Source organism: Buchnera aphidicola (Rhopalosiphum maidis) (assembly GCF_003671935.1).
GTDB classification, from domain to species: domain Bacteria; phylum Pseudomonadota; class Gammaproteobacteria; order Enterobacterales; family Enterobacteriaceae; genus Buchnera; species Buchnera aphidicola_AL.
In genome coordinates, this window is the sequence record NZ_CP032759.1 from 40,572 (window position 1) to 67,447 (window position 26,876).

Annotated in this window: 24 protein-coding genes, 3 tRNA genes, 1 other RNA gene and 1 pseudogene; 11 read left to right on the forward strand and 18 right to left on the reverse strand. The window is 23.0% G+C overall.

Annotation, left to right across the window (positions count from 1 at the left end):
* Nucleotides 1-72 precede the first annotated feature (72 nt).
* Complete coding sequence (locus D8S97_RS00205) at nucleotides 73-1,296, reverse strand: beta-ketoacyl synthase N-terminal-like domain-containing protein (RefSeq protein ID WP_158360924.1); 1,224 nt, start codon at nucleotides 1,294-1,296, stop codon at nucleotides 73-75.
* Between the two features lie 110 nt (nucleotides 1,297-1,406).
* Here D8S97_RS00205 and rsmI point away from each other — a divergent pair, with 110 nt between their 5' ends.
* Both rsmI and rnpB read left to right on the forward strand, forming a co-directional pair.
* A complete protein-coding gene (gene rsmI, locus D8S97_RS00210; RefSeq protein WP_261789605.1) occupies nucleotides 1,407-2,276 on the forward strand; it encodes a 16S rRNA (cytidine(1402)-2'-O)-methyltransferase in 870 nt (289 codons plus the stop codon).
* Between the two features lie 35 nt (nucleotides 2,277-2,311).
* Nucleotides 2,312-2,691, forward strand: an RNA gene (rnpB, locus tag D8S97_RS00215) — RNase P RNA component class A.
* A 66-nt stretch (nucleotides 2,692-2,757) separates the two neighbouring features.
* On the opposite strand, the gene pmbA is transcribed toward rnpB, so the two are convergent.
* Complete coding sequence (pmbA, locus tag D8S97_RS00220; protein ID WP_158360926.1) at nucleotides 2,758-4,101, reverse strand: metalloprotease PmbA; 1,344 nt, start codon at nucleotides 4,099-4,101, stop codon at nucleotides 2,758-2,760.
* Between the two features lie 187 nt (nucleotides 4,102-4,288).
* On the opposite strand from pmbA, the gene ppa reads away from it, so the two are divergent.
* Nucleotides 4,289-4,819 (forward strand): inorganic diphosphatase, encoded by a 531-nt coding sequence (gene ppa / locus D8S97_RS00225; RefSeq protein WP_158360927.1) that lies wholly within the window; start codon nucleotides 4,289-4,291, stop codon nucleotides 4,817-4,819.
* Nucleotides 4,820-4,844: 25 nt separating this feature from the next.
* Here ppa and D8S97_RS00230 read toward each other — a convergent pair whose 3' ends face one another.
* Complete coding sequence (locus tag D8S97_RS00230; RefSeq protein WP_158360928.1) at nucleotides 4,845-7,754, reverse strand: translocation/assembly module TamB; 2,910 nt, start codon at nucleotides 7,752-7,754, stop codon at nucleotides 4,845-4,847.
* Between the two features lie 216 nt (nucleotides 7,755-7,970).
* Here D8S97_RS00230 and rpmB point away from each other — a divergent pair, with 216 nt between their 5' ends.
* Entirely contained in the window at nucleotides 7,971-8,201 is a 231-nt protein-coding gene (gene rpmB, locus D8S97_RS00235; RefSeq protein WP_158360929.1) for a 50S ribosomal protein L28, read from the forward strand.
* Nucleotides 8,202-8,213: 12 nt separating this feature from the next.
* Entirely contained in the window at nucleotides 8,214-8,381 is a 168-nt protein-coding gene (gene rpmG / locus D8S97_RS00240) for a 50S ribosomal protein L33 (protein ID WP_158360930.1), read from the forward strand.
* A 137-nt stretch (nucleotides 8,382-8,518) separates the two neighbouring features.
* Here the strand turns inward: rpmG and fliR are convergent, their stop codons facing one another.
* The 12 genes and pseudogenes from fliR to fliF form a co-directional block, all read right to left on the reverse strand.
* On the reverse strand, nucleotides 8,519-9,286 hold the full coding sequence (fliR, locus tag D8S97_RS00245) for a flagellar biosynthetic protein FliR (RefSeq protein WP_158360931.1): 768 nt from the start codon (nucleotides 9,284-9,286) through the stop codon (nucleotides 8,519-8,521).
* Complete coding sequence (gene fliQ / locus D8S97_RS00250) at nucleotides 9,286-9,558, reverse strand: flagellar biosynthesis protein FliQ (protein ID WP_158360932.1); 273 nt, start codon at nucleotides 9,556-9,558, stop codon at nucleotides 9,286-9,288. Before fliQ ends, fliR begins: the two co-directional genes overlap by 1 nt.
* A gap of 36 nt (nucleotides 9,559-9,594) precedes the next feature.
* On the reverse strand, nucleotides 9,595-10,329 hold the full coding sequence (fliP, locus tag D8S97_RS03165) for a flagellar type III secretion system pore protein FliP (protein WP_261789595.1): 735 nt from the start codon (nucleotides 10,327-10,329) through the stop codon (nucleotides 9,595-9,597).
* Between the two features lie 90 nt (nucleotides 10,330-10,419).
* Nucleotides 10,420-10,734: pseudogene (gene fliO, locus D8S97_RS03170) on the reverse strand (flagellar biosynthetic protein FliO); the annotation flags it as partial.
* A 5-nt stretch (nucleotides 10,735-10,739) separates the two neighbouring features.
* A complete protein-coding gene (gene fliN / locus D8S97_RS00260) occupies nucleotides 10,740-11,141 on the reverse strand; it encodes a flagellar motor switch protein FliN (RefSeq protein ID WP_158360934.1) in 402 nt (133 codons plus the stop codon).
* Between the two features lie 16 nt (nucleotides 11,142-11,157).
* The gene (locus tag D8S97_RS00265; RefSeq protein WP_158360935.1) at nucleotides 11,158-12,081 is read right to left on the reverse strand and encodes a FliM/FliN family flagellar motor switch protein; all 924 of its coding nucleotides are present in this window, start codon (nucleotides 12,079-12,081) and stop codon (nucleotides 11,158-11,160) included.
* Nucleotides 12,082-12,194: 113 nt separating this feature from the next.
* Nucleotides 12,195-13,328 carry a flagellar hook-length control protein FliK gene (locus tag D8S97_RS00270; protein ID WP_158360936.1) on the reverse strand — a complete coding sequence of 378 codons (1,134 nt, stop codon included), beginning with the start codon at nucleotides 13,326-13,328 and terminating at the stop codon, nucleotides 12,195-12,197.
* Nucleotides 13,321-13,779: a flagellar export protein FliJ gene (locus D8S97_RS00275; protein ID WP_158360937.1), complete on the reverse strand. Its 459-nt coding sequence runs from the start codon at nucleotides 13,777-13,779 to the stop codon at nucleotides 13,321-13,323. Before D8S97_RS00275 ends, D8S97_RS00270 begins: the two co-directional genes overlap by 8 nt.
* 36 nt (nucleotides 13,780-13,815) lie before the next feature.
* Nucleotides 13,816-15,219: a FliI/YscN family ATPase gene (locus D8S97_RS00280; protein ID WP_158360938.1), complete on the reverse strand. Its 1,404-nt coding sequence runs from the start codon at nucleotides 15,217-15,219 to the stop codon at nucleotides 13,816-13,818.
* A complete protein-coding gene (locus D8S97_RS00285; RefSeq protein WP_158360939.1) occupies nucleotides 15,180-15,845 on the reverse strand; it encodes a flagellar assembly protein FliH in 666 nt (221 codons plus the stop codon). Before D8S97_RS00285 ends, D8S97_RS00280 begins: the two co-directional genes overlap by 40 nt.
* On the reverse strand, nucleotides 15,838-16,833 hold the full coding sequence (gene fliG / locus D8S97_RS00290) for a flagellar motor switch protein FliG (protein WP_158360940.1): 996 nt from the start codon (nucleotides 16,831-16,833) through the stop codon (nucleotides 15,838-15,840). Before fliG ends, D8S97_RS00285 begins: the two co-directional genes overlap by 8 nt.
* A complete protein-coding gene (gene fliF / locus D8S97_RS00295; RefSeq protein WP_158360941.1) occupies nucleotides 16,830-18,521 on the reverse strand; it encodes a flagellar basal-body MS-ring/collar protein FliF in 1,692 nt (563 codons plus the stop codon). The genes fliG and fliF overlap by 4 nt, the downstream gene beginning before the upstream one ends.
* Nucleotides 18,522-18,702: 181 nt before the next feature.
* On the opposite strand from fliF, the gene fliE reads away from it, so the two are divergent.
* Nucleotides 18,703-19,008 (forward strand): flagellar hook-basal body complex protein FliE, encoded by a 306-nt coding sequence (fliE, locus tag D8S97_RS00300; protein WP_158360942.1) that lies wholly within the window; start codon nucleotides 18,703-18,705, stop codon nucleotides 19,006-19,008.
* 152 nt (nucleotides 19,009-19,160) lie between these two features.
* Here fliE and D8S97_RS00305 read toward each other — a convergent pair.
* A tRNA-Ala gene (locus tag D8S97_RS00305) sits at nucleotides 19,161-19,232 on the reverse strand.
* A 235-nt stretch (nucleotides 19,233-19,467) separates the two neighbouring features.
* Nucleotides 19,468-20,895 carry a glutamate--tRNA ligase gene (gene gltX / locus D8S97_RS00310; protein ID WP_158360943.1) on the reverse strand — a complete coding sequence of 476 codons (1,428 nt, stop codon included), beginning with the start codon at nucleotides 20,893-20,895 and terminating at the stop codon, nucleotides 19,468-19,470.
* Nucleotides 20,896-21,099: 204 nt separating this feature from the next.
* Here gltX and D8S97_RS00315 point away from each other — a divergent pair.
* Both D8S97_RS00315 and D8S97_RS00320 read left to right on the forward strand, forming a co-directional pair.
* A tRNA-Val gene (locus tag D8S97_RS00315) sits at nucleotides 21,100-21,175 on the forward strand.
* Between the two features lie 9 nt (nucleotides 21,176-21,184).
* Nucleotides 21,185-21,257, forward strand: a tRNA-Lys gene (locus D8S97_RS00320).
* Between the two features lie 15 nt (nucleotides 21,258-21,272).
* Here D8S97_RS00320 and ligA read toward each other — a convergent pair.
* Entirely contained in the window at nucleotides 21,273-23,279 is a 2,007-nt protein-coding gene (gene ligA / locus D8S97_RS00325) for an NAD-dependent DNA ligase LigA (RefSeq protein ID WP_158360944.1), read from the reverse strand.
* 347 nt (nucleotides 23,280-23,626) lie between these two features.
* Here ligA and cysK point away from each other — a divergent pair, with 347 nt between their 5' ends.
* The 3 genes from cysK (at nucleotide 23,627) to ptsI (ending at nucleotide 26,849) form a co-directional block, all read left to right on the forward strand.
* Nucleotides 23,627-24,595 (forward strand): cysteine synthase A, encoded by a 969-nt coding sequence (gene cysK / locus D8S97_RS00330; RefSeq protein ID WP_158360945.1) that lies wholly within the window; start codon nucleotides 23,627-23,629, stop codon nucleotides 24,593-24,595.
* Between the two features lie 135 nt (nucleotides 24,596-24,730).
* Nucleotides 24,731-24,988, forward strand: a complete 258-nt coding sequence (locus D8S97_RS00335; protein ID WP_158360946.1) for an HPr family phosphocarrier protein — start codon at nucleotides 24,731-24,733, stop codon at nucleotides 24,986-24,988.
* Between the two features lie 148 nt (nucleotides 24,989-25,136).
* The gene (gene ptsI / locus D8S97_RS00340) at nucleotides 25,137-26,849 is read left to right on the forward strand and encodes a phosphoenolpyruvate-protein phosphotransferase PtsI (protein WP_158360947.1); all 1,713 of its coding nucleotides are present in this window, start codon (nucleotides 25,137-25,139) and stop codon (nucleotides 26,847-26,849) included.
* Nucleotides 26,850-26,876: the final 27 nt, after the last annotated feature.

A 26,876-nucleotide genomic window follows, 5' to 3' on the forward strand; every position in this document is an offset into this window, starting at 1 on the left:
TATATGCTATTTACAAAAAATTAAATATATTGTGCATTAAAAATATTAAAAAGTATTGTTTTTATAAAAAAACTAATACTTTTTTAATATTAAAGAAACATTAGTACCACCAAAACCAAAACTATTAGACATTGCTGTTTCAATTCTTGTATTAAAAGTTTTTTGTACAATATTCATGTTGTCAGCAGAAGACTCTATTTTTTCAATATTAATTGAAGGAGCTATAAAATTATACTTCATCATTAATAATGTATAAATAATTTCATGTACACCAGATACCCCTAAAGCGTGACCAGTCATAGATTTTGTTGCGGAAATCATAGGTTTTTTTTCATAACGAAAAGATTTTTTAATTGCATCTAATTCAATTAAATCACCAATTTTAGTAGAAGTACCATGAACATTCAAATAATCAATAAATGATATTTTATTTTCTTTTTTTGCTAAATTCATACAGCGTACAGCCCCTTCTCCTGAAGGTACAATCATATCTTTACCGTCAGAGGTTGCAGCATAACCAATAATTTCAGCATAAATATGAGCAGATCTAGATAAAGCACAATTCAACTCTTCAATAACTACTATTCCTCCTCCACCAGATACAACAAAACCATCGCGATTTACATCATAAACACGTGATGATTTAATAGGTGTATTATTAAAATGACTAGAAAGTGCTTTCATTGCATCAAATTCACATGCTAATTCCCAACTTACTTCTTCACCCCCACCAGCAAAAATAAGATCTTGCTTACCAAATTTAATTAACTCAAATGCATTACCAATACAATGTCCAGAAGTCGCACAAGCTGAGCTTATAGAATAATTTACTCCATATATCTTAAACAAAGTTGACAAACAAGCCGATATTCCAGAATTCATAGCCTTAATTGCAATATAAGGACTAACAGAATTTAAACCTCGATTACTTCTAATTGCATCTATACCTATTATGTGATGTTTTGGAGAACCTCCTCCAGAACCAACAATAAGTCCAATACGTGGGTTTTTTTGATATTGTTTAGTTTTTAAATTAGCATCTTTAATTGCCTGCTCCATTGATAAAAAAGCATACAGAGATCCATCATTCATAAAGCGAGTTGTTTTATTTTTTTTTAAATAATTTTTATCTTTTAATTTTATATTACCCCAAACTTGACTACGCATACCTGATTCTTTCATTTCTTCCGAAAATGTAATCCCAGAAATACCATTATATAAAGAATTTAAGACTTCTTTTTTATTGTTTCCAATACTTGAAATAATACCAAATCCTGTAATCACAACTCGTTTCACTTAAAACACCTTATAATTACTATTTAATGTCAAAATTACATATAAAAAAAACTTAAATCTAATATTACTTATATAATAAATTAATAATTTTTTTTATTTTAAAAACATATCTGGAAAAAAAAGTGAATTCATTTAATAGCACTGGTATTCTTTATATTATTCCAACACCTATTGGCAATCTATCTGATATTACTTATCGTGCTGTAGAAACTCTAAAAAACGTTAATTTAATAGCAGCTGAAAACATTTATCATACTAATATTTTACTACAACATTATAATGTTAAAAATATCTTAATATCTTTAAATAAAGATAATGAAAAAACACAAAGTCATTATGTAATTAACAAGTTAAAAGAAGGCAAAAAAATTGCCTTAGTCTCCGATGCAGGAACACCGGTTATTAATGATCCAGGCTATTTTTTAGTAAAAAAATGTTGTTATTTAAATATTAAAATTGTTCCTCTTCCAGGACCTTGTGCAGCTATTACAGCACTAAGTGCTTCTGGAATTTCTACTAATCGTTTTTGCTATGAAGGCTTTCTTCCTTCTAAAAAAAAAATAAGATGTGATTTGTTGAATTCTTTAAAAAAAGAAACAAGAACAATGATTTTTTATGAATCGAAACATAGAATACTTGAAAGTATAAGAGATATTATAGAAAAAATTGATGAAAACAGACATTTAGTAGTTGCAAAAGAAATCACAAAAAAATGGGAATATATTTACGGTGCGAAAGCTAATGTAATGCTATCTTGGCTTAAAAAAGATAAAAATCGTTATAATAAAGGAGAAATAGTAATTATTATAGATGGTTTTAAAGAATTAAAAAATCAAGATGTTTCAGAAAAAGTAATAAATACATTTAAAATTTTAAGAAATTTTCTTTCATCAAAACAATCAGTATTAATCGCTTCTAAAATACATAAAATAAAAAAAAATAATTTATATAAATATGCAATAACAAAAGAAGATAAGTGACATTTTCATTAAAATGATATATAATTTATCTTTTTGAAGTTGACCAAACAGTCGCTGTTTAGTTTTTAAACTAATTAAACTAAAGAGAGGAAAGTCCGGGCTCCATAGAGCAAGGTGCCAGGTAACACCTGGAAAGCGTGAGCTTATGACAAGTGCAACAGAAAAAAAACCACCTTATTCTTTTTAAAGTAATAAAAAGTAACAAGGAAAGGGTGAAAAGGTGTGGTAAGAGCACACCGCATAATTGGCAACAATTGATGGCAAGGTAAACTCCACCTGGAGCAAAGTCAAATATAGGTTATTTGTATTGCTCGTACTTAAAAAAACCTGGGTAGACTGCTTGAATTAGTAAGTGATTACTAATCTAGATGAATGACTGTTAAAACAGAACCCGGCTTATAGGTCAACTTCTTAAAAGTAAAAAATAAAAGGTAATAAATTTATTACCTTTTTGACTAAAAATTTACTTACAAATAAAAAATTAATTTCCTGAAATTTGAATTTCAGATAGTAATATTGAACCACATTGAATATTACTATATATATTAATATCATTACTAATACTAAGAATATTAGTCCACATCGTTTTTAAATTACTAGATATAGTAATTTCATTTACTGGATGTTTTATTTTTCCATTTTCAATCCAAAACCCTACTGCTCCACGTGAATAATTACCACTAACAATATCAACTCCTTGTCCCATTAATTCAGTTACTAAAAAACCAGTTTCCATAGTCTTTAATAATTCTTTAAAAGATATGTTTTTATGTGAAACTAACCAATTTGAAATACCTCCAGCATTTCCAGTACTTGTTAATTTTAATTTTCGAGCATTATAAGTATTTAATAACCAAGTTTGTAGAACTCCATTTTTAACAATACTCTTAATTCTTGTCGATACACCTTCGTTATCAAAAGGTTTACTTCCTAAGCCTTTTATGAGATGGGGGTTTTCTTCAATATTTAACCATTCAGGAAAAATTTTTTTCTTTAGATCATGAAGTAAAAATGTCGATTTTCGATAAACATTATCACCACTAATAGCTGAAATAAGATGAGAAAAAAAAATAGAAGACATTTCTTTTGAAAAAATTATTGGAGATTTTATAGTATTTATTTTTTTAGAACCTAATCGAGAGACAGCATTTTTAGCAGCTTTTCGACCTAGTATATCTGGTTTTTCTAAATCATCTAACTTTCTGGAAGTAGAATAACTAAAATCTCTTTGCATAACATTATTATCTTTTGCAATCATACAATTATAGTTAGAATAACGAGTGGATTTATATTTTTCTAACATACCTAAACTATTACCAAAAACGTTTATCGTAACATGATTACTAAAAAAACTACCTTCACTGTTAATAATTCTTTTATCAAATTTAAAAGCTTCTTTTTCTGATACAGAGGCAAAATTGATTGCGTTCTTAATATTAAATTCAGTAGGATGAAATAAATTCAAATCTTTAGCTTGGCAGCATAGTAATTCTTCATCTGGTAATCCTGAAAAAAAATCAGAAGAAGAATGTTTAGAAATATCAATTGCGATTTCTAGCATTTTTTTTATACCATTTATACTAAAATCTTTAGATGATACAACACCTTTAGAAAATTTATTATAAACTGTAATAAAAAGTGCTCCGTCGCTATTAAATTCTACGTTTTCAATAATATTATTCCTTATATTGACACTTATACCTATGGTTTTCTTTACAAAAACCTCAATAGAAAAATTGACTTTTTCTTGAGCTATAATCAAAGTGTTTTTTACTGTATTTATAAGTGAATTTTCTTCTTTTTCTATTTGATTTACTAATTGCATTTATAGCCTCTTAAATATATATTAACTAATAAAACTATTTTAAAATAAAGATAATTATATAAAAGAAATATTAATTATCCAAAACAAATTGCTTTTTTAATAAAAATTTAATTATTTTTCTTCTTTAATTTTATATTATATTAAATCTAACTAAAAAAATTTAAAAAATATTAGGAACATATACACAATGAATTTTAACTTGATCAAAGCTGGTAATAATATACCAAATGATATATATGTTATAATCGAAATACCATCACATGCATCTCCTATCAAATACGAAGTAGATAAAAAATCAGGTATTCTTTTTGTAGATCGTTTTATATCTACACCAATGTTTTACCCATGTAATTATGGATATATTAATGAAACTTTATCACTGGATGGTGATCCATTAGATGTTTTAGTACCTTCTCCATATCCAATACAATCTAATGTTGTTATCAATTGTAGACCAGTTGGTATATTAAAGATGAAAGATGAATCAGGAGATGATGCAAAAATCATCGCAGTTCCAAATAGTAATATTTCTAAAGAATATGAAAGCATAAATGATATCTCAGACATGTCAAAATTATTAAAAAAACAAATTTCACATTTTTTTCAGTACTATAAAAAATTAGAAAAGGAAAAATGGGTAAAGATTATAGGATGGGGTGATCATAAAGAAGCAAAATTAGAAATCCAAAATTCATGTAATCGTGCCAAGAAAAAATAAATCTCTATGAAAAAATATTTTTCTTTTAAAATACAAAATTCTTTTTATTAATTTTAAATGAAAAAAAAGAAAATTTTAAATGTCCAACTAAATTATATTTCGATAAAAAATAATATAAATTTAGTTGAGTAGAGAAATTTAACTTTATTTTAGGGAAAAGTACAATTTTTATTGTATTGCTATTAAATGAAATATTCCATTTAAAGTGAACTGTATTATTTTGAACAATAGAATTTAATGTAAATAATATGTTTCCTTTTTTTATTATTATTCCTTGATTAATTTTAATATTTTCTATGTTTTTTGGAAAAGAATAAAAAAACAAAATCATATATTTAAATATGCTATCACTTTGTATATTAAAATTTTGAAAATCAATATCAGCCAATATTTGAGGCTGATATATACTCCCTGAAAACTTTATATTTCCTGAAAATTTTCCTTGAATTTTTGTAAAAAAATTTGGCAAGAAATTAAAAAAAGAACAAGAAAAATCAGATAAAAAAATTTTTCCATCTATTTTTTTCTTATTAAGAAAATCATAAATATTTAAAAAACCATACATTTTATTGATTTTTAATGAATTTTTTGATTTTTTTATTATCCATTTCGTCATAACGTTATTTTTTTTAAAATTAATATATAAATTTAAAGAACTGATTTTTTCAATTAATATTCTTTTTTTTATTTTTTTCTCTAATTTTATGTTATTACCTTTTAAAAAAAATTTCAAACTAGAAATATTTTCTCCTAAGTTCCATTTAAATTTTGTATTAAAAAACAAATCAGTTTTAAATTTTATAGATGATTGATGAATTAATTTAAACAATGAAGTTTGAATATTATTAATAATAGAATAAAAAATATTTATATCTTTTATCTTTTTTATACTGTTATAATCAATGTTATCTTTAGTATTATAAAATAATAAAGGCTTGTTTTTTACAATCAATGATCCCCAGGAAGTTTTAATATCTATTTTTTTTAAAATACCTTTCCAAATTCCTATTTTCTTATTAAAATGACTGTTTAAAACTAATTTTATAGATAATTTTTTATTTTTTAGAGATAAAGAAAATCTCTGATTTATATTATTCCAATTAGCTTTAAAATTCAAAAAATCAATATGAAACTTTGAAAAATGTATTTTTTTAAAACTAGCAAAAAATTTTTTTGAAAAATTTTTTTTTAAATTTACATTAGTCAATATTTTAATACTATTTAAGTATATAATATTTTTCCAATTTATTTTTTCACCTAAAATAACACTGGAAAAAGAAGGAAGAGAACAAAAACCATATATATCTAAAGTAGATTTGATTACACCTTTTAAATTTGGAAAAAAATAATTTAAATTATTTACATTAATCGATGAATGAATATTTACTTTTTTAGATATTGAACCAGATATATATCCTTTGTTTTTCCCTAATAAAAAATTTATTCTAGGAATTTTTATACCATTTGATTTTTGATAATATAAAGAACCCAATATAGATACTTTTTTTTTCAGAAAATTGCCTTGAAAATGAAAATTAGGAAGAAAAATACTATTAGATTGTTTATTAAAATTACATAATATACTTATTTTCCCCATCAATTTAGAAATATACTGATTATATTCTATTTCTTTTTTCTTTTTTATAACATTTTTGTTTTTAATATTTTTAAAAAATGGAAAACAATAGATTTTTTTTAAAACAATATTTTTTAAATTACCTATCGCAGAAACATTAATAAAAAAAGAAGGCATACCTGAAATACTAATAATATTCTTTAACAATAAAGAATAATTATTAATTTTTCCTTTTAAAATAAGATTAAAATTTTTTGAACTTAATATTAATTTTGTACTAATAGGAAACAAAAGACGATCAAAATGTACATTTATATCAAGTGGATAATTTAAATTATCTAATAAAACATCTCCATTTATTCTAAATTTAAATAAATTAGTTGATCTCAAATTAAATGTAAATTTATTGTTAATAGTACCTTTAAATAAAACATTCATAACTTTATTATTAAAAATATTTGTTGATATTTTATTTTTTACCATAAAAAAAATAGAAAAATCATTTCTAAAAAAAACTTGACCTTCAGACTTCGTCGTAAAATATTTTGAATGTATTTGAATGTTTTTTATTCTTAAAATATTTTTTTTTAATTTAGCGCTTATTTTTATTCTATAGACATCTACAATTTTTTTATTAAAATATTTTAATTTATTGCATTTTAAATGCATCACATTTATATTTATAGGAACAAAAAATTTTCTAAAATTTGAAAAAAAAGATAAAAAATTATTTATTTTTTTTCTAAAAAAAAATTTTTTTTTAATAAAAAAATTACTTTTTTTACTAGAAATTTTTTTTATATCATGTATTGTTGAACCAATATAAATTGAGTTAATTTTAGTCGGAAATAAAGTAAAGGTATTATTGCTCAATTTTAACCCACTAAATATATTAAATAAAAATATATTTTTTTTTTGTATTTTTAATAAAATTTTATCAGAATATATTTTTTTTAAAATTAATGAATGTTTAAAGAAAAAATTATTTTTCAATTTTTTTTCTTTTACAAAAGCATTTTTTAAAATCGGTTTTTCAGTTCTATTTAATGAAATAATTAAATTCTTTGTTTCTACTTTTTTTAAAATAGTAGAAAATTTAAATAAAGATATTGGATCTGTTACAACATGAATGCTACTAGCATTGATAGATGATCCTAGAATATTAAAACTAATTTTTTTTAATCTAAAATCACGCCAATTTCCTGATATTTCTTCTGTTTTCAATCCTATAAAAAAATAATTAGTAAAATTAAAAAACCATTTAAATCCTATACTACTTTCTAAAAAGAATAATATTAAAAAAAACAAACTAAAAATAAAAGTCAAAGATTTAGATAAATATCTCTGATATAGACTCATATAAATAATCCTATTTTAATATTAATCTTAATATTTTCATAAAAATTTTTATCGATATTAAAAATACGTTTACGCGTATCTTTGGTCAAAAAAATTAAGCTCGCAGCAAACAACTATTATAGTAATTTATACTATGTTAGTATATTATTTAATAAAAAAATTAAACTTTAAAAAAAATAAATTAAATATAAACTTTCGTAATTAGGAAAATAAAAAATGTCTCGCATATGTCAAGTTACAAGAAAAAAAAGAATGGTTGGTAATAATCGATCACACGCTATGAATGCAAAAAAAAGACAATTTCTACCAAATATTCAATATCATCGATTCTGGATTCCTGAAGAAAAAAGATTTATTAGACTACGTGTATCTGCTCATGGTATGCGCTGTATCGATAAAAAAGGAATAGAATTAATAATAAAAGAAATGAATACTATAAAAAAATAAAGGTAAAAAATTATGGCTAAAAAAAGTCGAGAAAAAATTAAAATGATTTCTTCTGCAGGAACAGGTCACTATTATACTACTACAAAAAACAAAAGAAACACTCCAGATAAATTAAAATTAAAAAAATACGATCCTGTTATTCGCAAACATGTACTATATAATGAGGGAAAAATTAAATAATAAAAATTAATGTTTTTTTAAATTAAAGTATAATTTTTTAAAAAATTATACTTTATTTTAAGAATAAAAATTTTTTTAAAATTGAAGTTTTTAGTAAAATTAAATATTTTTCTTAATTGAAACAAGAACTATATTTTTCAAAACATATAAGACATAAATGAAATTAATTGATTAAGTAAATTTTTAAAGAAAGGAAAAGATATAGACATTAAATAATATAAAATTAACATTCCGATCAATAAATTTAATGGAAAACCAATAGAAAAAATAGAAAGTTGAGGAGATAAACGATTTAAAATGCCCATTATTAAAGTAGATAACAATAAAAAAATCATAATTGGCAAAACAAACATAACACCATTTAAAAAAATATTACTAGAAAAATTTAATAAAATAAAAAAAATATTAGAATTTAAAAAATTAACATCAATTGGTATTCTATAAAAACTATCTATTAACATAAAAATTAAATAAAGATGAGTATTAAGTGTTAAAAAGAAAAATAAAGTTAAAACATTTAACCAACGCGATATTATAGAAGTACCTATGTATCGATTTGCATTAAAAAAATTTGCAAAAGACAAACCCATCTGTAAACTTATGATTTCTCCAGATAAGTTAAATACAGCAAATAAAAATTGACAAGTTAATCCTAAAACTATACCAATTAAAATTTGCTGAAACAATAAAAATAAACCCATTATAGAAAATAATTCTATCTGAACTTTAGGTAAAAAAGGTTCTATTAAAAAAGAAATTAAAATAGATAGGATTATTTTAATTTTTTTATTCACATTTTGATTATTAAAAATAGGTGCAGTTGAAAAAAATGCTAAAATTCGAACCAAAGGCCAAAAAAAATTACTAATTAAGACTGCTAATTCCAAACTATTAAACGTTAACATTATCTTATAATAATTGATGGTATACTGTAAAATAAGTTATGCATATAATCTAACATAACACCTAACATCCAAGGACCAAGTATAGTTATTACAAGTAAGATAGAAATTATTTTAGGAATAAAAGAAAGAGTTTGTTCATTCACTTGAGTAGCTGCTTGTAATATACTAATAATTAATCCACTAACTAAAGAAGATAATAATAAAGGAGATGCAAGCATTAATGTAACTTTCATAGCGCTATGAAATAGTCCCATTACATATTCTGGTGTCATAAAAAATCCTACATTAAAAAAATTTTTTATAAAAAATTAAATCTTGAAACTCTGTGATAAAGAAGTCACCAATAATTGCCATCCGTCTACTAATACAAATAGCATTAATTTAAAAGGTAAAGATATTGTTGATGGAGGAACCATCATCATACCTAAAGCCATTAAAACACTAGCAACAACTAAGTCAATAATTAAAAAAGGTATAAAAATAGTAAAACCAATTTGAAAAGCTGTTTTTAATTCACTAGTAACAAATGCAGGTAATAAAATACGCATGGGTATTTCTTCTTTATTTTTATAAGAAGAAATATGTGCTAATTTAGAAAACAACTCTAAATCAGAAGTATGTGTTTGATTTAACATAAATTTTTTTAATGGAATTGAACCTTTAATGATAGCTTCATCCATATTAATTTTTTCTTGAGTAAAAGGAAGATACGCTTCTTTGTAAACCTTATCAAAAGTAGGAGACATAATAAAAAAAGTTAAAAAAAGAGCTAAACCAAGTAATATTTGATTTGGAGGTGCATATGGCGTTCCTAAAGCATTTCTCAATAAGCCAAAAACAATAATAATCCTCGTAAAACTTGTCATCATTAAAAGAAAAGCGGGAAGAAAAGTTAGTGAAGTCAAAAAAATTAAGGTTTGTACTGGCAAAGACCAAGTTTGACCTCCATCACTTAAAATGTGACTTGTTGGTCCAGGAATATCAGCATAAACTAATGGACAAAACAAAAATAAGAAAAAAAATGGAATAATTCGATAAAACATTGTTTTTTTCCAAAATATTTTAGCAAAAATTTTTAAAGAATCGTTAAATTTTTTCGTTGGTAAAATAACTTCTTTTTTTTTATCAACTAAATCATCTTTTAAACTAGATGATAACGTATATAAATGAGTAATATAATTTTTTGTTATTCCTAATACTAATTTTGTTTCTTCAATTTTGACAATAATAATAGATTCATTAGATCCGAGAGAAATTTTATCAATAGTTTTTATATAAGAATTTTTTTTGTTTATTTTAAAAAAAGAAATTTTCTTTAAAATCCAACTTAAAATTAATATTAATAGTAATATTTCAAACAATGAGATTATTACGTAGAAAGTATTTGTAGTATTAAAAATTGTTTTAAATATACTAGGTGCTATTATTGAATACACATTATTTTCCATAATATTTAAACTGCTGTATTAATACAATTTAAAGAATTATTTATAGTAATAATACGAATTCCATATTTATTATCTGAAAATACAATTTCGCCTAAAGCAATCAATTTATTATTCGCAAAAATTTTTAAAGGATCTTCTTTTTTTCTTGTTAAGAATAACATACTTCCCTTTGAAAAATTTAGTAAATCTCTTATTTTTACTTTTGATTTTCCTAATTCTACACTTATATTAACTGGTATATCAAAAAGTATGTTTTTCTCATCTGATAATTTATTGTTAGAAGTACTTAAATTTTTTTCTTTTTTTCTTTCATTGATTAATTCTTTATTAACATTTTTATTATTATTCTTTTGAAGATTATCATTATCAAATTTTTTGAAATCATCTTTTTTTTGTATTTTATTCATTAAAAATTTCCTTATATTATTTTTTTTTTAAGATTTGATGAACAAATTTTTCTAAAAAAATAATAGATTTTTCATTAAAAACTTTATGTTTTCCTAAAAAAATAGGTTTTTTTTCTATATATGCTATAACTTTTTCAGGATTTTCAATTGTAAGAACATCTCCTTCACGTAAATTATTAAATTTATTTTTAGAAATAGAAGATATAATTAATTCCACAGTGACATTTAATTTAATATCATATGAATTTTGAATAAAAACATTTTCTTTTAAAATTGTATCTTGTGAAGGTATATTTGTATTTAATGAATTAATTATTTTTTTATTTTCTTGTTTTATTATTGAAAGAGGAACTAAAATACTTAAAAAGATCTCGATACCATTTAAATTGAAATTAAAATAATTAGTTATGAAAAATTTATTTGTATCAAAACAATGCTTATTTAAGTCAATAACGTTAAAATTAAGAAACTTTATATCTATATACAAAAAGTCTTTACAAGATTTACAATAAGCATTTATGATAAATTCTACTATTTTTTTATTAATAAAATCTTCTGTATAGGTAATTTCGTTTTTTATATTATTTCTATTTGTAGAAATACCATTTCCTCCAAATAAAAAATCTATAAAAACAGACAACAAATTAGGAGAGAAAAATATAAAAGACGTTTTTTCTAAAGGTTTTATTTTTATGGAATTAGAATACAAATACTTAAAATTTTTATCATTATTTGTATAACTATTCATCTTTATAGTATAAAAATTTAATTTGATTTCACTTTTAATAAAACTAGAAAAAATTATTATTATTTCTTTTACAAATTTCTCATTAATTTTTTCTAATTTTGTCATTTCATTTTGAGCTAAAAACTTGTCTAAGTTTTGTTCTTTTCTGTGAATTATTTTACATTTATTATCTAAATTAGTACTTTTGCCCATTTGTAAAGCACCTCATAGGTAAAAGTTATTAAAGGATTATCTTAAAAAATGCTGATTTTTTAAGAATTAAAAAACATAATTAAAATTTTTATTTTAAAATATATTAAATGTTTTTAAACAAACATATCAATCAATTTATATTGAATTAATTTCATATAATCTTTTTGAAAATTAGATATTTCTTTTAATTTATATTCATTAAAAAAACCATTTTTTGAAGTACTTTTATTTTTTTTAAAAATTTTTTTCTTTGAAAAAGAAAAGTTGTCAATATTAATTTTTTCTAATTGGATACCATTTTCAATTAGCGCATCTTGTAAAAATGGAATACAATTTTTTAAAAAATTTTTTACTTCATTGTGATCAGAAGTAAAATTTAATGTTGCTTGATCATTTTTCATTTTAATTTTTATATGTATAGAACCAAGATATTCTGGTTTAAAAGATATTTCTGCTTTATTTTCTTTATTTGATATAGAAAGCAATACTTGATGATTAATTGCCTTTTTCCACTTATCATTTTTTTTTGAACTCAGAAATTCTAGAGAATTAGTCTCTAATTTAAGATTTTTTTTATTTTTACTATCCTTAAAAGTACTGATTTCATGAGTCGTTATATTATTTGATTTATTTATATTTTTAAAAAAAAATAAGTTAGATTTATTATTATTTTTACCATTTCTAAAAGATGTTAATATTTTACTATCTGGAACAGTATTTTGATTATATTTGGTATTAAGATATCTATTTTTTCCAAAAAAATATTTCTTTTTAAAATTATTAAATATATTAGTTTGTTTAAACTCATTTGTTTGATTTTTAATTTCTATTGATTTGTTAAATGTTGAATGAACTAGAAATTTTTTATATTTTTTGTTTTTTTTTAGATTGTTTTCTTTTTCTAAATTTAATTTTTTATGTTTTTTTAATTTAAAGTTTTCATCTGTATTCTTTTTTTGAATAATTTTGCATTTATAATTTTTTTGAATATTATGATTTAACATCGTTTCTTTTTTATTTAAAATATTTATTAAATTAGCAATGATAAAATTAATAGATACTATGTTTTCATAGTCTTCTTTTTTTTCTTTTGTAGAAATATTATCGAACTCAAGTTCTTTATTAATAAAAAATTTTTTAAACTCATTAAAATTATATCTAGACGAAAAATCCGAAGAAGTTAAACTATAATCTTGATTATCTGATAATTTTCCTTTTAAAACTATATTATCAAGATATTTAAACATTATAATATCTTCCTTTTTCAAAATTTTTTAATTGATAGAATTCATCAAAAATTATATCTTCCACTAATAAATTTTGTTTTATCGCTGCTTTCTTTTGTTTTTTATAGAGATAATTCCAAGTTTTTAGTTTTATTTGATGTTTAGACCATTTTTTTAAATTTTCTTCAATAATTTTTTTATTTTTTTTAATCTTTGTCTCATTATCTTTAATAAGACAATGCAAAATAAAAATAAAATTATTATAATTTATCCATTGATATAAACATATTCCTGATTCTATTTTAGTTTTTAATTTTTTTAAATACTCATTTCGATAATCTGTCAATAAAGTTAATTGTTTAAGATATTTTTCTTTTTGAAGATATAAATTCTTAATATTTATTGTATCTTTTTCTATATTTTTTTTTTCTATGTTCTCTAAAACAGAGAATAAATTTTTTTTATATTTCATTAAAAAACATCCCATTAAGTTCTAAAATAAAAAAAATTAAATAAATATTTGATTTAATTCTTTACAAGAAGATAAATAATTGCTTTTTTCTGATTGTTTTTGCTGTAAAAATTTTTCCAAGACGGACCATATTTTAATAGCATAATCTAAAACTGGATCAGTACCTTTTAAATAAGCGCCAATGTTTATCAAATCTCTATTTCTTTGATAAGAAGCAATTAGTTTTTTAAAGTAACAAGCTTGATCGTATTGTTTATTGCTAATAATATTAGGCATTACACGACTAATAGAAGTTTCAATATCAATGGCTGGATAATGCCCTAATTCAGCATAATATCGAGATAACATGATATGTCCATCTAATATAGAACGACAAAGATGAGAAATTGGATCCTGAAGATCTTCTTCACTTTCAGTTAATACTGTATAAAATGAGGTAATAGAACCATAATTATTTATATTACCTGTACGTTCTATTAAAATAGGAATTTTTGAAAAAACAGAAGATGGATATCCTTTAGATACAGGTAATTCTCCCAAAGATAACGAAACTAATCTTTGTGCCATTGCATAACGAGTTAATGAATCCACAATTAATAAAACATTTTTATTTTCTTTACAAAAATACTCAGCTATGCTGGTAGCATATGATGCTGCTTCTATCTGTAATAAAGGAGATACGTCAGCAGGAGCCGCAATTACTACAGATCGAGAAAGTCCGTTTGCACCTAATATATTTTCTATAAAATCTTTTACTTCTCGTCCTCGTTCTCCAATTAAACCAATAACAACTACATCCGCTTCTGTATATTTTGCCATCATACCTAAGAGAATACTTTTTCCAATACCTGAACTAGAAAAAATTCCTATTCTTTGACCTTGTCCTATAGTTAGAAGAGCATTTATAGCACGTATTCCAGTATCTAAAACTTTAGTAATAGGTTTTCTATTTAATGGATTAATAGTGTTATTTTTCAGAAAAGTAAAACATTTGGGATTTAATTTGGGAAGTCCATCTAAAGGTGTACCTTTACTATCAAGTACTCTGCCTAACAATTCTATTCCTAATGGAATTTTTCTTTCAGTAGAATGCGTATTATTTTGAGAAGATGTTAAAAATACTCGTGCTCCAGGGAAAATACCGTATGTTTCTTCAAAAGAAAACAATAGTGTGTTTTCTTTTTTAAAACCGACTACTTCAGCATGAATATTTAAAATATTACCATCTATTATTCTCTCTACACAACATTGAGATCCAATTGGTGCTTTTAGACCAGTTACTTCTAAAACTAAACCATTAATACTGATAAGACGACCATAAAAAAACACATGAGAAAGATTGTTAATTTTCTTTTCAAAAGAAGAAATATTGTTTGATAATTCAGAAAATCTTAATTTCATTAATATTCCTCTGAAATAAGACGACATAATGCTTTCCATCTAGCGTCAATAGTATTGTCTATATCACCATTTTCTGACCGAATTTTACAGCCATTAATATCTATATTACTATCATAACATAATTCCCATTTATCTTTATGAATAGAATTTTTTACCGTTTTTTCTAAAATTTTTTTATTATTAGGATGAACAATAAGCTGTTTTTTTTTCAAAAAAAAACTATCATTTTTAACTATTTCTTTTATATTCTTTAATAAAATTGATTCATCAAATTTGATATTTTTTCCAATTATATAAGAAGAAATTATTAAAACTGTTTTTAATAAACGTGTAAATAACATTTTTTCAAACAAAGAAATACAAGCATCAAAATTTGATAAAAATTTATCTAAATTACGATTAAATAAAACATTATTTTCTTCTTTCTTTTTTATACTATCCTGAAAATCCAAGTTACATGCTTCTTCATTACAAGAAGCGTTTTTTAATTCATTTTTTTTGTTTGATTTATTAAGATTTATTTTATTTTTAACATCAGTAAAAAAATCTTTTTCTGTTAATTTATACAAATTCCAATAATAAATGTTATTATTTTTCGCATTTTTTAAAAATATTTCTTCTGGATACCATTTTTCCCAATTTTTTTTTATATCTAGATTAGACATAATATTTTCCTAATTTTTTTAATGAAAAAATACCATTATCTAAAATATTTTTAAGCATCATTAAAATTAATTTTTGTTCATTTTTTATAGCCACATCAGAAACATAAGATTTTTTTTCTAAATAAAGAGATAATTTTTTTGCTTTTTCTACATTCATATTTTTAAAAAACTTATTTCTTACAATCAAATTAGTACCCTGCAGTGCAATAAATAACTTTTCTTTTTCTAAATTTTTAATAAGACATTTAATATGTTTATCCTCCATATTAACTATATTATCAAATAAAAACATTTCTTTAATAATCTTACGAGTTAATTTTTTATCAAATAAATGAATTTTTTTTAAAATATCTTGTTCATATTCTACTTTCATAAAATTTAAAATTTCAGCAGCAGTTTTTATACCACCTTTTTCTGAAAAAATTAGTTTTTTTCTTTTTAATAAAAAATTGATTATTTTTTTTAAATCAATTAAGTTAGACTCTTCAATACCATTAAACTCTGCAATTCTTAAAATAATTTCAGTACGCTTTTCTTCACTTAAAGCTGAAAGAATTTTAGCTGATTGACTCTTATCTAAATATACAAGTATTGTTGTGAAGATTTGAGGATGTTCTTTTTCTAATAAAGCAACTACTTTTTCTGGTTCCATATTATTAAACGATTTAATACACATCTTAATGTTACGAATTTCTAATGCTTCATTTAATAAGATATGACCTTGTTTTTCTCCTAAAGTTTTAGTTAACATATCACTAATGTAATTTTCATCATTGTTACAAATTAAATTATTTTTTTTTAAAAATAGATCATAACATTCACATAATACTGTATTTAATATTGTATTAGAAAATTGATTAATATTAACCATAGAAGTAACTAATTCTTGAACTTCAAAAGGAGTTAAATGTTTTAGTATTTCTGATGCTTGATCAGCTCCTATTGACATCAATAAAAGTGCACTTTTCTCAGTACCATTTAAAGTCATTTTTTATCACTCATCCATTGACGAATAATCGACGCTATAACACGTGGATTTTGATTAGATATATTACAAATTTGATGAATTAACTTATCTGTATTTAAATTTTTTGAAACGTTTAATTGAGAAATAATTTTTTCTTTTTTGCTTTTTTCTAAATCTTCTTCTTTTTTATTTTTATGTAATTTATTATTTTTAGTATTGTTTTTTGAAGTATCAATTACTGAAGAAGAAAAAAAACATTTCTTTAAAAGAAATAAAAGAAAAACAACAGAAATACACCACGGTGTTAAAATTAAAAAATTATTCGAAAAATCAGATTGATTGGAACTTTTTAATAATTTAACAGGAGGATTTTTATCTTTTTGAAAAAAAGATTCATTAACAACATATACGCTATCCCCTCTCATTTTGGAACAACCTATTGCTTCGCATACTAAATTTTTAATCTTTTTTATTTGCTCTACATTTAAAGGAACTAATTTTCCATTTTTATCTTTAATAAAATTAACTATAACTGCAGCTGATAATCTTTTTACTTCTCCTATATTCATTTTAGTATGAGATAAACTATGATTTAATTCATAATTGATTGTATCATCATGACTAATAACAGAATTTGAATTTAAAACGTTGTTGTTTAAATCCTGATTATTTTTTAAAATAGATTTTTTAACTTTTTTATCGCCATACGCTTTAGTATTTAAGTTATTGTTTGAAAAAAAACTATTTTGAGAAAACAGTTTTTCTGGTTTGTTTTCTTCTGTTTTATTTTTTATTTCGTCATTAATAGTACTTTGACGAGATCGTATTGCTTGGTTTTTATAATCTGTATTAGGTGTATATTTTTCTTGTGTTTTTTCTTGAGAATTAAAATCTATTTGTGCAGTAACTTGAGCATAAACATTATTAAATCCTAATAAAGGTTCTAAAATGTTTTTAATTCTATTTCTATAACGAGACTCAATTTCTTCAGAATATTTTAATTTTAAATCATCAATTTGATTTAAACCTAATGATGAATTGTTTAATAATTTTCCAAACTGATCTACTATCGTTATGTTTTCTACAGATAAATCACATATACTGCTAGAGATAAGATGCAGTATAGCATTTACTTGGCTAGGATCTAATCCTCGATCAGATTTTAAATTTAAAATAACAGAAACTGATGGTTTTTTTTTATCTTCTAAAAAAAGAGAATTTTTTGGAAATGCTATATGTATTTTTGCATGTTTTACAATGTTAATTTTTTCTATACTACGAGCCAATTCCCCTTCTAAAGCACGTTGATAATTAATTTGCTCACCAAATTGACTAACTCCAAATCTTTCTTTATCTAAGATTTCATAACCCATATTTCTATGAGGAGAATTATTTTCAGAAAAACGTAAACGAAGTTCATAAACTTTGTTTTTTGGAACTAACAATTGAGTAGAATTTTCAGAGAATTTATAGGGTATTTTCATCTGATTTAATTGATCAATAATTACTTCTCCATCTTCTTTAGATAAATTGTTGTATAAAATTTGATAATCAGGAGATTTTCGCCATATAGAAATCGAAACAGTGGTAATTACAGCTAATACAAATAAAATAATTAAAACACGGGAATTTTTAAAAAAATAAGATAAAAAATTATTAAATTTTTTTTTCTCTTCTGAAACTGATTCTTCTATAGTACTGAAATTCATAACATCTTCCTAATCTAATAGTTAATCCTAACTATAATAATTGAATCAAAAATAATAAATTTCACTTGAAATAAAAACATTTCCTGATAAATTAAACATATATAAAACATTTATATTCATATTTGAAGATACAAAAATGCTTTAAAATTGTTAAAATTAAAAAAAAAATGCAGAGGAAGATATGTTTATTGATAGTATTGATAATCAAAATATTTATACAAAGATTAATTTTTTAGATACAAATAAACAAAAAAACAAAGAATCTAACAACTTTGTCAATTTTTTTAAAACAGCATTAGAAGAAATAAGCAACGTTCAAAATAACTCAAAAAAAAATATTAAAAAATTTCAATTAAATCATTCAGATATGTCTTTAAATGACATAATGATAAATCTACAAAAATCTTCTATTTCTATGGAATTAGCTATTCAAGTAAGAAATAGAATTATTTCAGCTTATAAAGAGATAATGAATCAACAAGTTTAACTTAAAAAATACTGTGCTAAATTTTGCACTATTTAGCACAGAATTTTAGATTTTTAATTTTCTGATATTAAAAAAACAAAAAAATTATAGTATTCAAAAAAATAATTTATTAAAAAGGAATATAATTCTTCAAAAAAATATATAATATTTTTTGGAGCTAGGCGGAATTGAACCGCCGACATCTTACATGCCATGCAAGCGCTCTACCTCTGAGCTATAGCCCCGAAAATATTACAATATAAAAACACATTAGTTCTGTCAATTTATTTTTCTATTAAAATGCATAATAAAAACTAAATAAAGTATTTTTTAAAAAAAAATTGAAAATATTAAAAATATAGTATATAAAAACTTAAACATAATCTTATTAAAAATAAGATGTGTCAAATTATTTATAACTAAATTTACAATAGATTTTAAATAAAAATAGTTTGTTAATTTTTTTAATTAATAGTTATTTTATTTTTCTAAATAATTTGTATTATTGATTTTTTCAATAAATAAAATTGCTCTTTTTAATCTTAATAAAGTCTTCTCTTTTCCAATTAAAAAAATTACAGAACTTATATTTGGTGAAGACATATTACCTGTTAATACAACACGTAATAACATACTTATATTTTTTAATTTAGTTTCAAGTTTGACAGATACATTATTAATCAACGTAGATAATTCTTCGTTATTCCAAACAGATATTTTTTTTATACTATTATATAAATATTTCAAACTCACATAATTTTCTGGAATTAAATATTGATCAGCAGCTAATTTTTCAAAATCTTCGAATTCTTCATAAAAATATTTAGAAGATTGAGCAATTTCTTTTAAGGTATAACAACGATTTCTTAATAAGATTAAAACAGATTCTAAATTAGGTCCATTTTTTATATTAATATTTTCATAATTTATGTGATATTGTAAAAGATTAGAAATATGACTCAACGGTAAATTATTAATATAATATTTATTTAACCAAAAAAGTTTTTTCATACTTACAGCACTAGAAGATTTACTAATTTTTTTTAAATTAAATAATTTTTTCATTTGTGAAACACTAAAAATCTCTTGATTACCGTAAGACCAACCCAAACGTATTATATAATTAAGTAAAGCTTCTGGCAAAAAACCATCTTTATAGTATTCTAAAATGTTTAAAGCATCGTTTCTTTTAGAAAATTTTTCCCCTTCTTCATTAAGAATCATTGAAACATGAGCATAAATAGGTATTTTAGCATTTAAGGATTTTAAAATATTTATTTGACGAGGAGTATTATTAATATGATCTTCACCACGAATAACATGAGTAATCTTCATATCTAAATCATCTATTACTACACAAAAGTTATACGTAGGAATTCCGTTAGAACGTTGAATGATCAGATCATCTAATTCTTCATTTTGAAAAGTAATCGTTCCTCTAATTTTATCTTCAAATATTACTTTACCAGAAATTGGATTTTTAAATCTTACTACATAATTTTTATTAAAAATATTTCTCTGATCTAAATTTCTACATGTTCCACTGTATCGTGGTTTTTCCCCTTTCGAAATTTGTTGCATTCGTTCATTTTCTAATTTTTTTGACGAACAAAAACATTTATAGGCTTTGCCTTCTTCTAACATAATTTTAATAACATCTTTATACCTTTCTAATCTTTTACTCTGAAAATAAGGGCCTTCATCCCAATTTAACCCCAACCATTCTAATCCATATAAAATAGATTTAACAGATTTTGAATCGTAACGTTCAAAATCTGTATCTTCTATACGAAGAACAAATCTTCCATTATAATGACGTGCAAACAACCAAGAATACAAAGCAGTACGAATGCTACCAATATGTAAATTTCCAGTAGGACTAGGCGCAAAACGAGTTTTTACTTTCATGTTTTCCTTAGCTAAAAATTTTTATTTAACTTATTCATACATTCTATATTTTTTTTAAATTTTATGAATTAATTTTATAAATATTAAATTATAGATAGTTATTTCATCACAACGATTAAATTTACAACAAACAAATACTCTTTTAAAAAAAAAGATTGACTCTATTTTTCTTACCTTTACAATAAAGCTATAAAAATAATTACAGGGTGATTAGCTCAGTTGGTAGAGCTCCTCCTTTACACGGAGGAAGTCGGCGGTTCGAGTCCGTCATCACCCACCAAAAAAAATCGGGTCGTTAGCTCAGTTGGTAGAGCAGTTGACTTTTAATCAATTGGTCGCAGGTTCAAATCCTGCACGACCCATAAAAATAAACTTAATTATTTAATTAATAAATTAAATTCCAACTCACTCATCATTTTAATTTTTAACTCAGTTGCTTTGAAAATTTTACGATCACCTGTCTTTTTTCCATAAATTAATAAATCAGTATTTTTAGAAACACTATTAGATAACTGAGCCCCTGATTCAATCAATATTTCTGATAACTCGCTACGTGAAAAAGAAATAAATTTTCCTGTTAAAACAATTCTTTTATTAAAAAAAAATTTATTTTTTACATCATGTTCTCTACTTTCAAAAAAGTCTATTTTTTTAGAAAGATTGTTAATTAATTCTCGATTTGAAACAATCGAAAAATAATTAAATATACTATTAGCAACTACTTTTCCTATACCATTTATAGATTCTAATTCCAATAGTTTTGCATTAACTATTTTATCTAATGTTTTAAAACTTATAGCTATTTTTTTTGCTATTACTTCACCTACCAGGGGAATTCCTAAAGCAAAAATTAAACGTTTTAAACTAGTTTTTTTTATTTTTAAAATAGCATTAATAATGTTTAAACTCTTTTTTTCTTTTATTTTTTCTAATTTTTGTAAATGAAATTTTGTAAGATAAAAAAAATCTATAGGATTTGTAACAATTTTTTTTTCGATTAATTTATCAATAATTTTTGGTCCTAGACCCGATATGTTTAATGCGTTTTTTGAAAAAAAATGATGTAATGCTTTTTTTTTCTGAGCGTTACATGTTAATCCAGCATGACAACGTATTATTTTATCTTCTTTATTTTCCATTAATTTTGAATTGCAAACTGGACAAAAAACAGGAAAAATTACTTTTTTTTGATTTTCTAAAGATTTTTTTTTAATAACACTAACAACTTTAGGTATGACATCACCAGAACGACGTATTAAAATAAAATCGTTAATACATAAATTTAACTTTTCAATTGAATTTTTATTATATAAAGAAGCTTTTCTAATAATAACTCCGGATATACAAATTGGATCAAAGTATGCTACTGGAGTAATTACTCCGGTTCTACCAACTTGAAATTTTACATCACGTAATCTAGTGATTTCTTCTCTAGAAGTAAATTTAAATGCAATTGCCCATCTAGGGAATTTATTATTAGAACCTATTTTTTTTTGTAATTCAATTGAATCTATTTTTACAACGATGCCATCTACATCAAAATTAAAAAAATGACGTTGTTCTTGAATTTTTTTATAAAAATTAAATATTTCCACGTGATTTGAACAAATTAACATTTCTTGATTAACTGGCAAACCCCATTTTGACAGTTGTATCAATCTTTTATAATGACTTTTAAAATGTTCCATTCCTTCAAATAAACCGCATCCATGACAAATAAAAATTAACTTTCTTTTAGCAGTTATTTTTGAATTAATTTGGCGTAAAGATCCAGCTGCTGCATTTCTAGGATTAGAAAAACATTTTTTTTTACTAATATAAAATTCTTTATTTAACGATAAAAAATCAGATTTTAACATAAAAACTTCACCTCGGACTTCTAACCTTTTAGGTATAGATAATCCTTTTAATTCTAATGGAACTGATTTTATAGTTTGTATATTATTTGTTATATTTTCTCCTATATAACCATCCCCACGAGTTGCAGCCCGAACTAAAATACCTTTTTCGTAAATTAAACTAACAGCTATACCATCAAATTTTAACTCACAACAAAAATTTATTGACTGATTTTTATCAAAAAATTTTTTAATTCTATTTTCAAATTCTAAAAATCCATCTATATCAAATGTGTTTTCTAAAGATAACATAGGAGAAAAATGTACTATTTTTTTAAATTTTTCAATTAAGTTTGAACCTACTCTTTGAGTAGGGGAATCAGAAGTAATAAATTCTTTATTTTTTAATTCTAAATTATACAATTGATTTAACAAATAATCATATTCAGCATCAGAAATAATAGGTTGATCTAAACTATGATAAAAATAGTCATATTTTAAAATTTTTTTACGTAATTTATCAATTTGCTTTTTAACTAGTTTCATAAGTATATTAGTTATCTAATTAACAAAAAATAAATATTTAATTATTACAAAATTTTTAAATTAATAATATTAATATTTTTTTATATAGTTTTTTATCATAATATAAAAAATTACCTCGATAAAATTATTTAAACTATTAAAATTATTTTTTTAAATACGTATTCAATTTTTATAAAAATTAATGTTTAAAATAAAATTAAAATTTTAAATTATTTATGTTTTATAAAATACATTATTCTGATAATTGTCAAAAAAAGTATAATAAAAAATATTTAATAAAATGTTAAAATTTTTTAAATAAAAAATTCAAATTTTGTTGAAAATAAAAATCGGCATTAAGGAAAAAAATGAATAAAATATATGAAGATAATTCTTTAACTATTGGAAATACACCACTTGTCCGTTTAAACAACATAGGAAATGGAAAAATTTTAGCAAAAATCGAATCTAGAAATCCAAGTTTTAGTGTGAAATGTAGAATTGGTGCTAATATGATATGGAATGCAGAAAAAAAAGGACAATTAAATAAAAATATAGAGTTAATTGAAGCAACTAGTGGTAATACAGGAATAGCTTTAGCATATGTCGCAGCAGCAAGAAATTATTTATTAACTCTTGTAATGCCTGATTCTATGTCTATAGAAAGAAGAAAATTACTACAATCTTTAGGTGCTAATTTAATACTAACAAATGGAAAATATGGTATGAAAGGTGCTATATCTAAAGCAAATGAAATTGTATCTTTAAATAAAAAACGCTATCTTTTATTAAAACAATTTGAAAATCCAGCTAATCCAGAAATACATCAAAGAACTACTGGCCCAGAAATCTGGAAAGACACTAAAGGAAATATAGACATACTAATTTCAGGCGTAGGTACAGGAGGAACAATTACAGGAATTACAAGATATATAAAAATAGAAAAAAGAAAAAAAGATTTAATTAGTGTTGCCGTTGAACCTTTAGAATCACCTGTAATTACACAATTTTTATCAGGAAAAGAAATGAAACCTGGATTACACAAAATACAAGGAATAGGAGCAGGTTTTATTCCTAAAAATTTAGATTTATCATTAATTGATAGAGTAATTACAGTATCGAGTGAAGAAGCAATACTCAGTGCTCAAAAAATAATGAAAAAAGAAGGAATATTATCAGGTATTTCTTCAGGTGCAGCTTTATCAGCCGCTCTAAAAATACAAAAAGAAAAGAATTTTGAAAATAAAATTATAGTAGTTATATTACCTTCTTCTGGAGAACGTTATTTAAGTACAGAATTGTTTTCTACATCGCCGCAAAATCGGCAAAATCATTAAAAATACAACTTCTTTAATAAAAAAGTTAAATTAATTTTTATTATAGAAGTTGTATTTTCATATTTTAAATTAAGAATTCATTTTAAAATATATTAAAAACTATTTTATAAATTTAATTTTATATAAGGAAAAGAAATGTTTCAAAAAGAAATTAAAATTAATGCATTACATGGTTTGCATACTCGACCTGCAGCGGAATTTGTAAAAGAAGCAAAAAATTTTATCTCTGATATTTACATTATCCATAACGGAAAATCCATTAATGCAAAAAGTTTATTTAAAATTCAAACATTAGGTTTAGTTAAAGACAGCGTCATTACATTATCTGCAGAAGGTGAAGATGAAAAACAAGCCATTGAATATCTATCTAAAATAATGACAGAACTAGAATAAATTATTATTGAAAATAATTTATAAAATTTATAAAAAATACCGGAGGTTTTATATTACTTCCGGATTTATTTTGCAAAAATAATATATTCGCCTGACATTCTATGCTTTCCCCCTCTAAACAAAAAAACTTTATAATTAAGGTAATGTTATGATTTCAGGCATTTTAGCATCACCGGGTATCGCTTTTGGCAATGTACTTTTGTTAAAAAATGAAGAGATTGTCATTAACCGGAAAATCATTTCTACTAAAAATATAAAAACAGAAATAAACAAATTTTTTGACGGTAGAAAAAAATCAGTAGAACAACTAACAGAAATAAAAATAGCAACAGGCGAAAAATTTGGCAAGAAAAAAGAAGGTATCTTCGAAGGTCACATAATGCTTCTCGAAGATGAAGAGTTAGAAAAAGAAATCATTGATTTAATTACAGAAAAAAAAATATCTGCTGCAGAAGCAACTAAATTTATTATTGAAGGACAAGCTAAAGCATTAGAAAAAATAAAAGATGAATATTTAAAAAATAGAGCAATTGATGTAAGAGATATTGGTTCTCGTTTACTAAAAAATATACTTAATATTAATATTGTTGATTTAAACAATATAAAAAATGAAGTTATTTTAATTTCAAAAGATCTTACTCCCTCAGAAACAGCGCAAATTAATTTAAAATATATTTTAGGATTTATTACAGATTTAGGTGGCCCAACATCACATACATCCATCATGGCAAGATCGCTTGAAATACCAGCTATTGTAGGTACTGTAAATATAACTAAAAAAGTAAAAAATAACGATTTTATTATTTTAGATTCCATTAATAACGAAATTATTATTAATCCATCTGATCGACTGATAAACGAAAAAAAACAAGTAGAAAAAAAGTATTTTTTTAAGAGAGAAAATTTAAAAAAATTAAAAAATTTATATGCAACTACTACTGATGGACGTAACATTAAAATTGGATCTAATATCGGTAATATTCAAGATGTTGATTCAGCAAAAAAAAATGGAGCCGAATGTATAGGTTTGTATAGAACAGAATTTTTATTTATGGGCAGGAATACACTTCCTACTGAAAATGAACAATTCCAAGCGTATAAAAAAGTTGCAGAATTAATGAAAGATAAAGCAGTTATTATCAGAACTATGGACATCGGTGGTGATAAAGACCTGCCATATATGAATCTACCAAAAGAAGAAAATCCTTTTCTAGGATGGAGAGCAATACGTATTTCAATAGATCGTAAAGACATTTTACATGCACAATTAAGAGCAATTCTTAGAGCTTCTGCGTTTGGAAAAATTTATATTTTATTTCCTATGATCATATCAGTAGAAGAAATTAGAATTTTAAAAATTGAAGTCCAAAAATTGAAAATTGAATTAAACAAAAATCATCTGATATTCGATAAAAATATTAAAATCGGAATCATGATAGAAACTCCTGCGTCAGCTATAATAGCAGAACATCTAATAAAAGAAGTTGATTTTTTTAGTATTGGCACTAATGATTTAACACAATATACCTTAGCTGTAGATAGAGGAAATGATTTAATTTCACATCTTTATAATCCTATAAGCCCCTCTGTTCTACAATTAATTAAAAAAGTTATCGATATATCGCATTTACATGGAAAATGGACAGGTATGTGTGGAGAACTAGCAGGAGATGAACGCGTTACAGCTCTTTTGTTAGGAATGGGTTTAGATGAATTTAGTATGAGTTCAACAAGTATTCCCAAAATTAAAGAAATTATTCGTAAAATATCTTTTTCAAAATCTCAAGAATTAGCTAAAAAGGTATTAAACGCAGCGACTACAAAAGAAATTTTAGATCTATTAAATAAATTTATTATTTAAGGAGAAATAAGAATTTTAAAAATACAA

Excerpts from the sequence above, each read along its gene's own strand:
- pmbA (WP_158360926.1), bottom strand. The coding sequence starts at position 4,101 with ATGCAATTAGTAAATCAAATAGAAAAAGAAGAAAATTCACTTATAAAT.
- ppa (WP_158360927.1), top strand. The coding sequence starts at position 4,289 with ATGAATTTTAACTTGATCAAAGCTGGTAATAATATACCAAATGATATA.
- D8S97_RS00230 (WP_158360928.1), bottom strand. The coding sequence starts at position 7,754 with ATGAGTCTATATCAGAGATATTTATCTAAATCTTTGACTTTTATTTTT.
- rpmB (WP_158360929.1), top strand. The coding sequence starts at position 7,971 with ATGTCTCGCATATGTCAAGTTACAAGAAAAAAAAGAATGGTTGGTAAT.
- rpmG (WP_158360930.1), top strand. The coding sequence starts at position 8,214 with ATGGCTAAAAAAAGTCGAGAAAAAATTAAAATGATTTCTTCTGCAGGA.
- fliR (WP_158360931.1), bottom strand. The coding sequence starts at position 9,286 with ATGTTAACGTTTAATAGTTTGGAATTAGCAGTCTTAATTAGTAATTTT.
- fliQ (WP_158360932.1), bottom strand. The coding sequence starts at position 9,558 with ATGACACCAGAATATGTAATGGGACTATTTCATAGCGCTATGAAAGTT.
- fliP (WP_261789595.1), bottom strand. The coding sequence starts at position 10,329 with ATGTTTTATCGAATTATTCCATTTTTTTTCTTATTTTTGTTTTGTCCA.
- fliN (WP_158360934.1), bottom strand. The coding sequence starts at position 11,141 with ATGAATAAAATACAAAAAAAAGATGATTTCAAAAAATTTGATAATGAT.
- D8S97_RS00265 (WP_158360935.1), bottom strand. The coding sequence starts at position 12,081 with ATGGGCAAAAGTACTAATTTAGATAATAAATGTAAAATAATTCACAGA.
- D8S97_RS00270 (WP_158360936.1), bottom strand. The coding sequence starts at position 13,328 with ATGTTTAAATATCTTGATAATATAGTTTTAAAAGGAAAATTATCAGAT.
- D8S97_RS00275 (WP_158360937.1), bottom strand. The coding sequence starts at position 13,779 with ATGAAATATAAAAAAAATTTATTCTCTGTTTTAGAGAACATAGAAAAA.
- D8S97_RS00280 (WP_158360938.1), bottom strand. The coding sequence starts at position 15,219 with ATGGAAAGCATTATGTCGTCTTATTTCAGAGGAATATTAATGAAATTA.
- D8S97_RS00285 (WP_158360939.1), bottom strand. The coding sequence starts at position 15,845 with ATGTCTAATCTAGATATAAAAAAAAATTGGGAAAAATGGTATCCAGAA.
- fliG (WP_158360940.1), bottom strand. The coding sequence starts at position 16,833 with ATGACTTTAAATGGTACTGAGAAAAGTGCACTTTTATTGATGTCAATA.
- fliF (WP_158360941.1), bottom strand. The coding sequence starts at position 18,521 with ATGAATTTCAGTACTATAGAAGAATCAGTTTCAGAAGAGAAAAAAAAA.
- fliE (WP_158360942.1), top strand. The coding sequence starts at position 18,703 with ATGTTTATTGATAGTATTGATAATCAAAATATTTATACAAAGATTAAT.
- gltX (WP_158360943.1), bottom strand. The coding sequence starts at position 20,895 with ATGAAAGTAAAAACTCGTTTTGCGCCTAGTCCTACTGGAAATTTACAT.
- ligA (WP_158360944.1), bottom strand. The coding sequence starts at position 23,279 with ATGAAACTAGTTAAAAAGCAAATTGATAAATTACGTAAAAAAATTTTA.
- cysK (WP_158360945.1), top strand. The coding sequence starts at position 23,627 with ATGAATAAAATATATGAAGATAATTCTTTAACTATTGGAAATACACCA.
- D8S97_RS00335 (WP_158360946.1), top strand. The coding sequence starts at position 24,731 with ATGTTTCAAAAAGAAATTAAAATTAATGCATTACATGGTTTGCATACT.
- ptsI (WP_158360947.1), top strand. The coding sequence starts at position 25,137 with ATGATTTCAGGCATTTTAGCATCACCGGGTATCGCTTTTGGCAATGTA.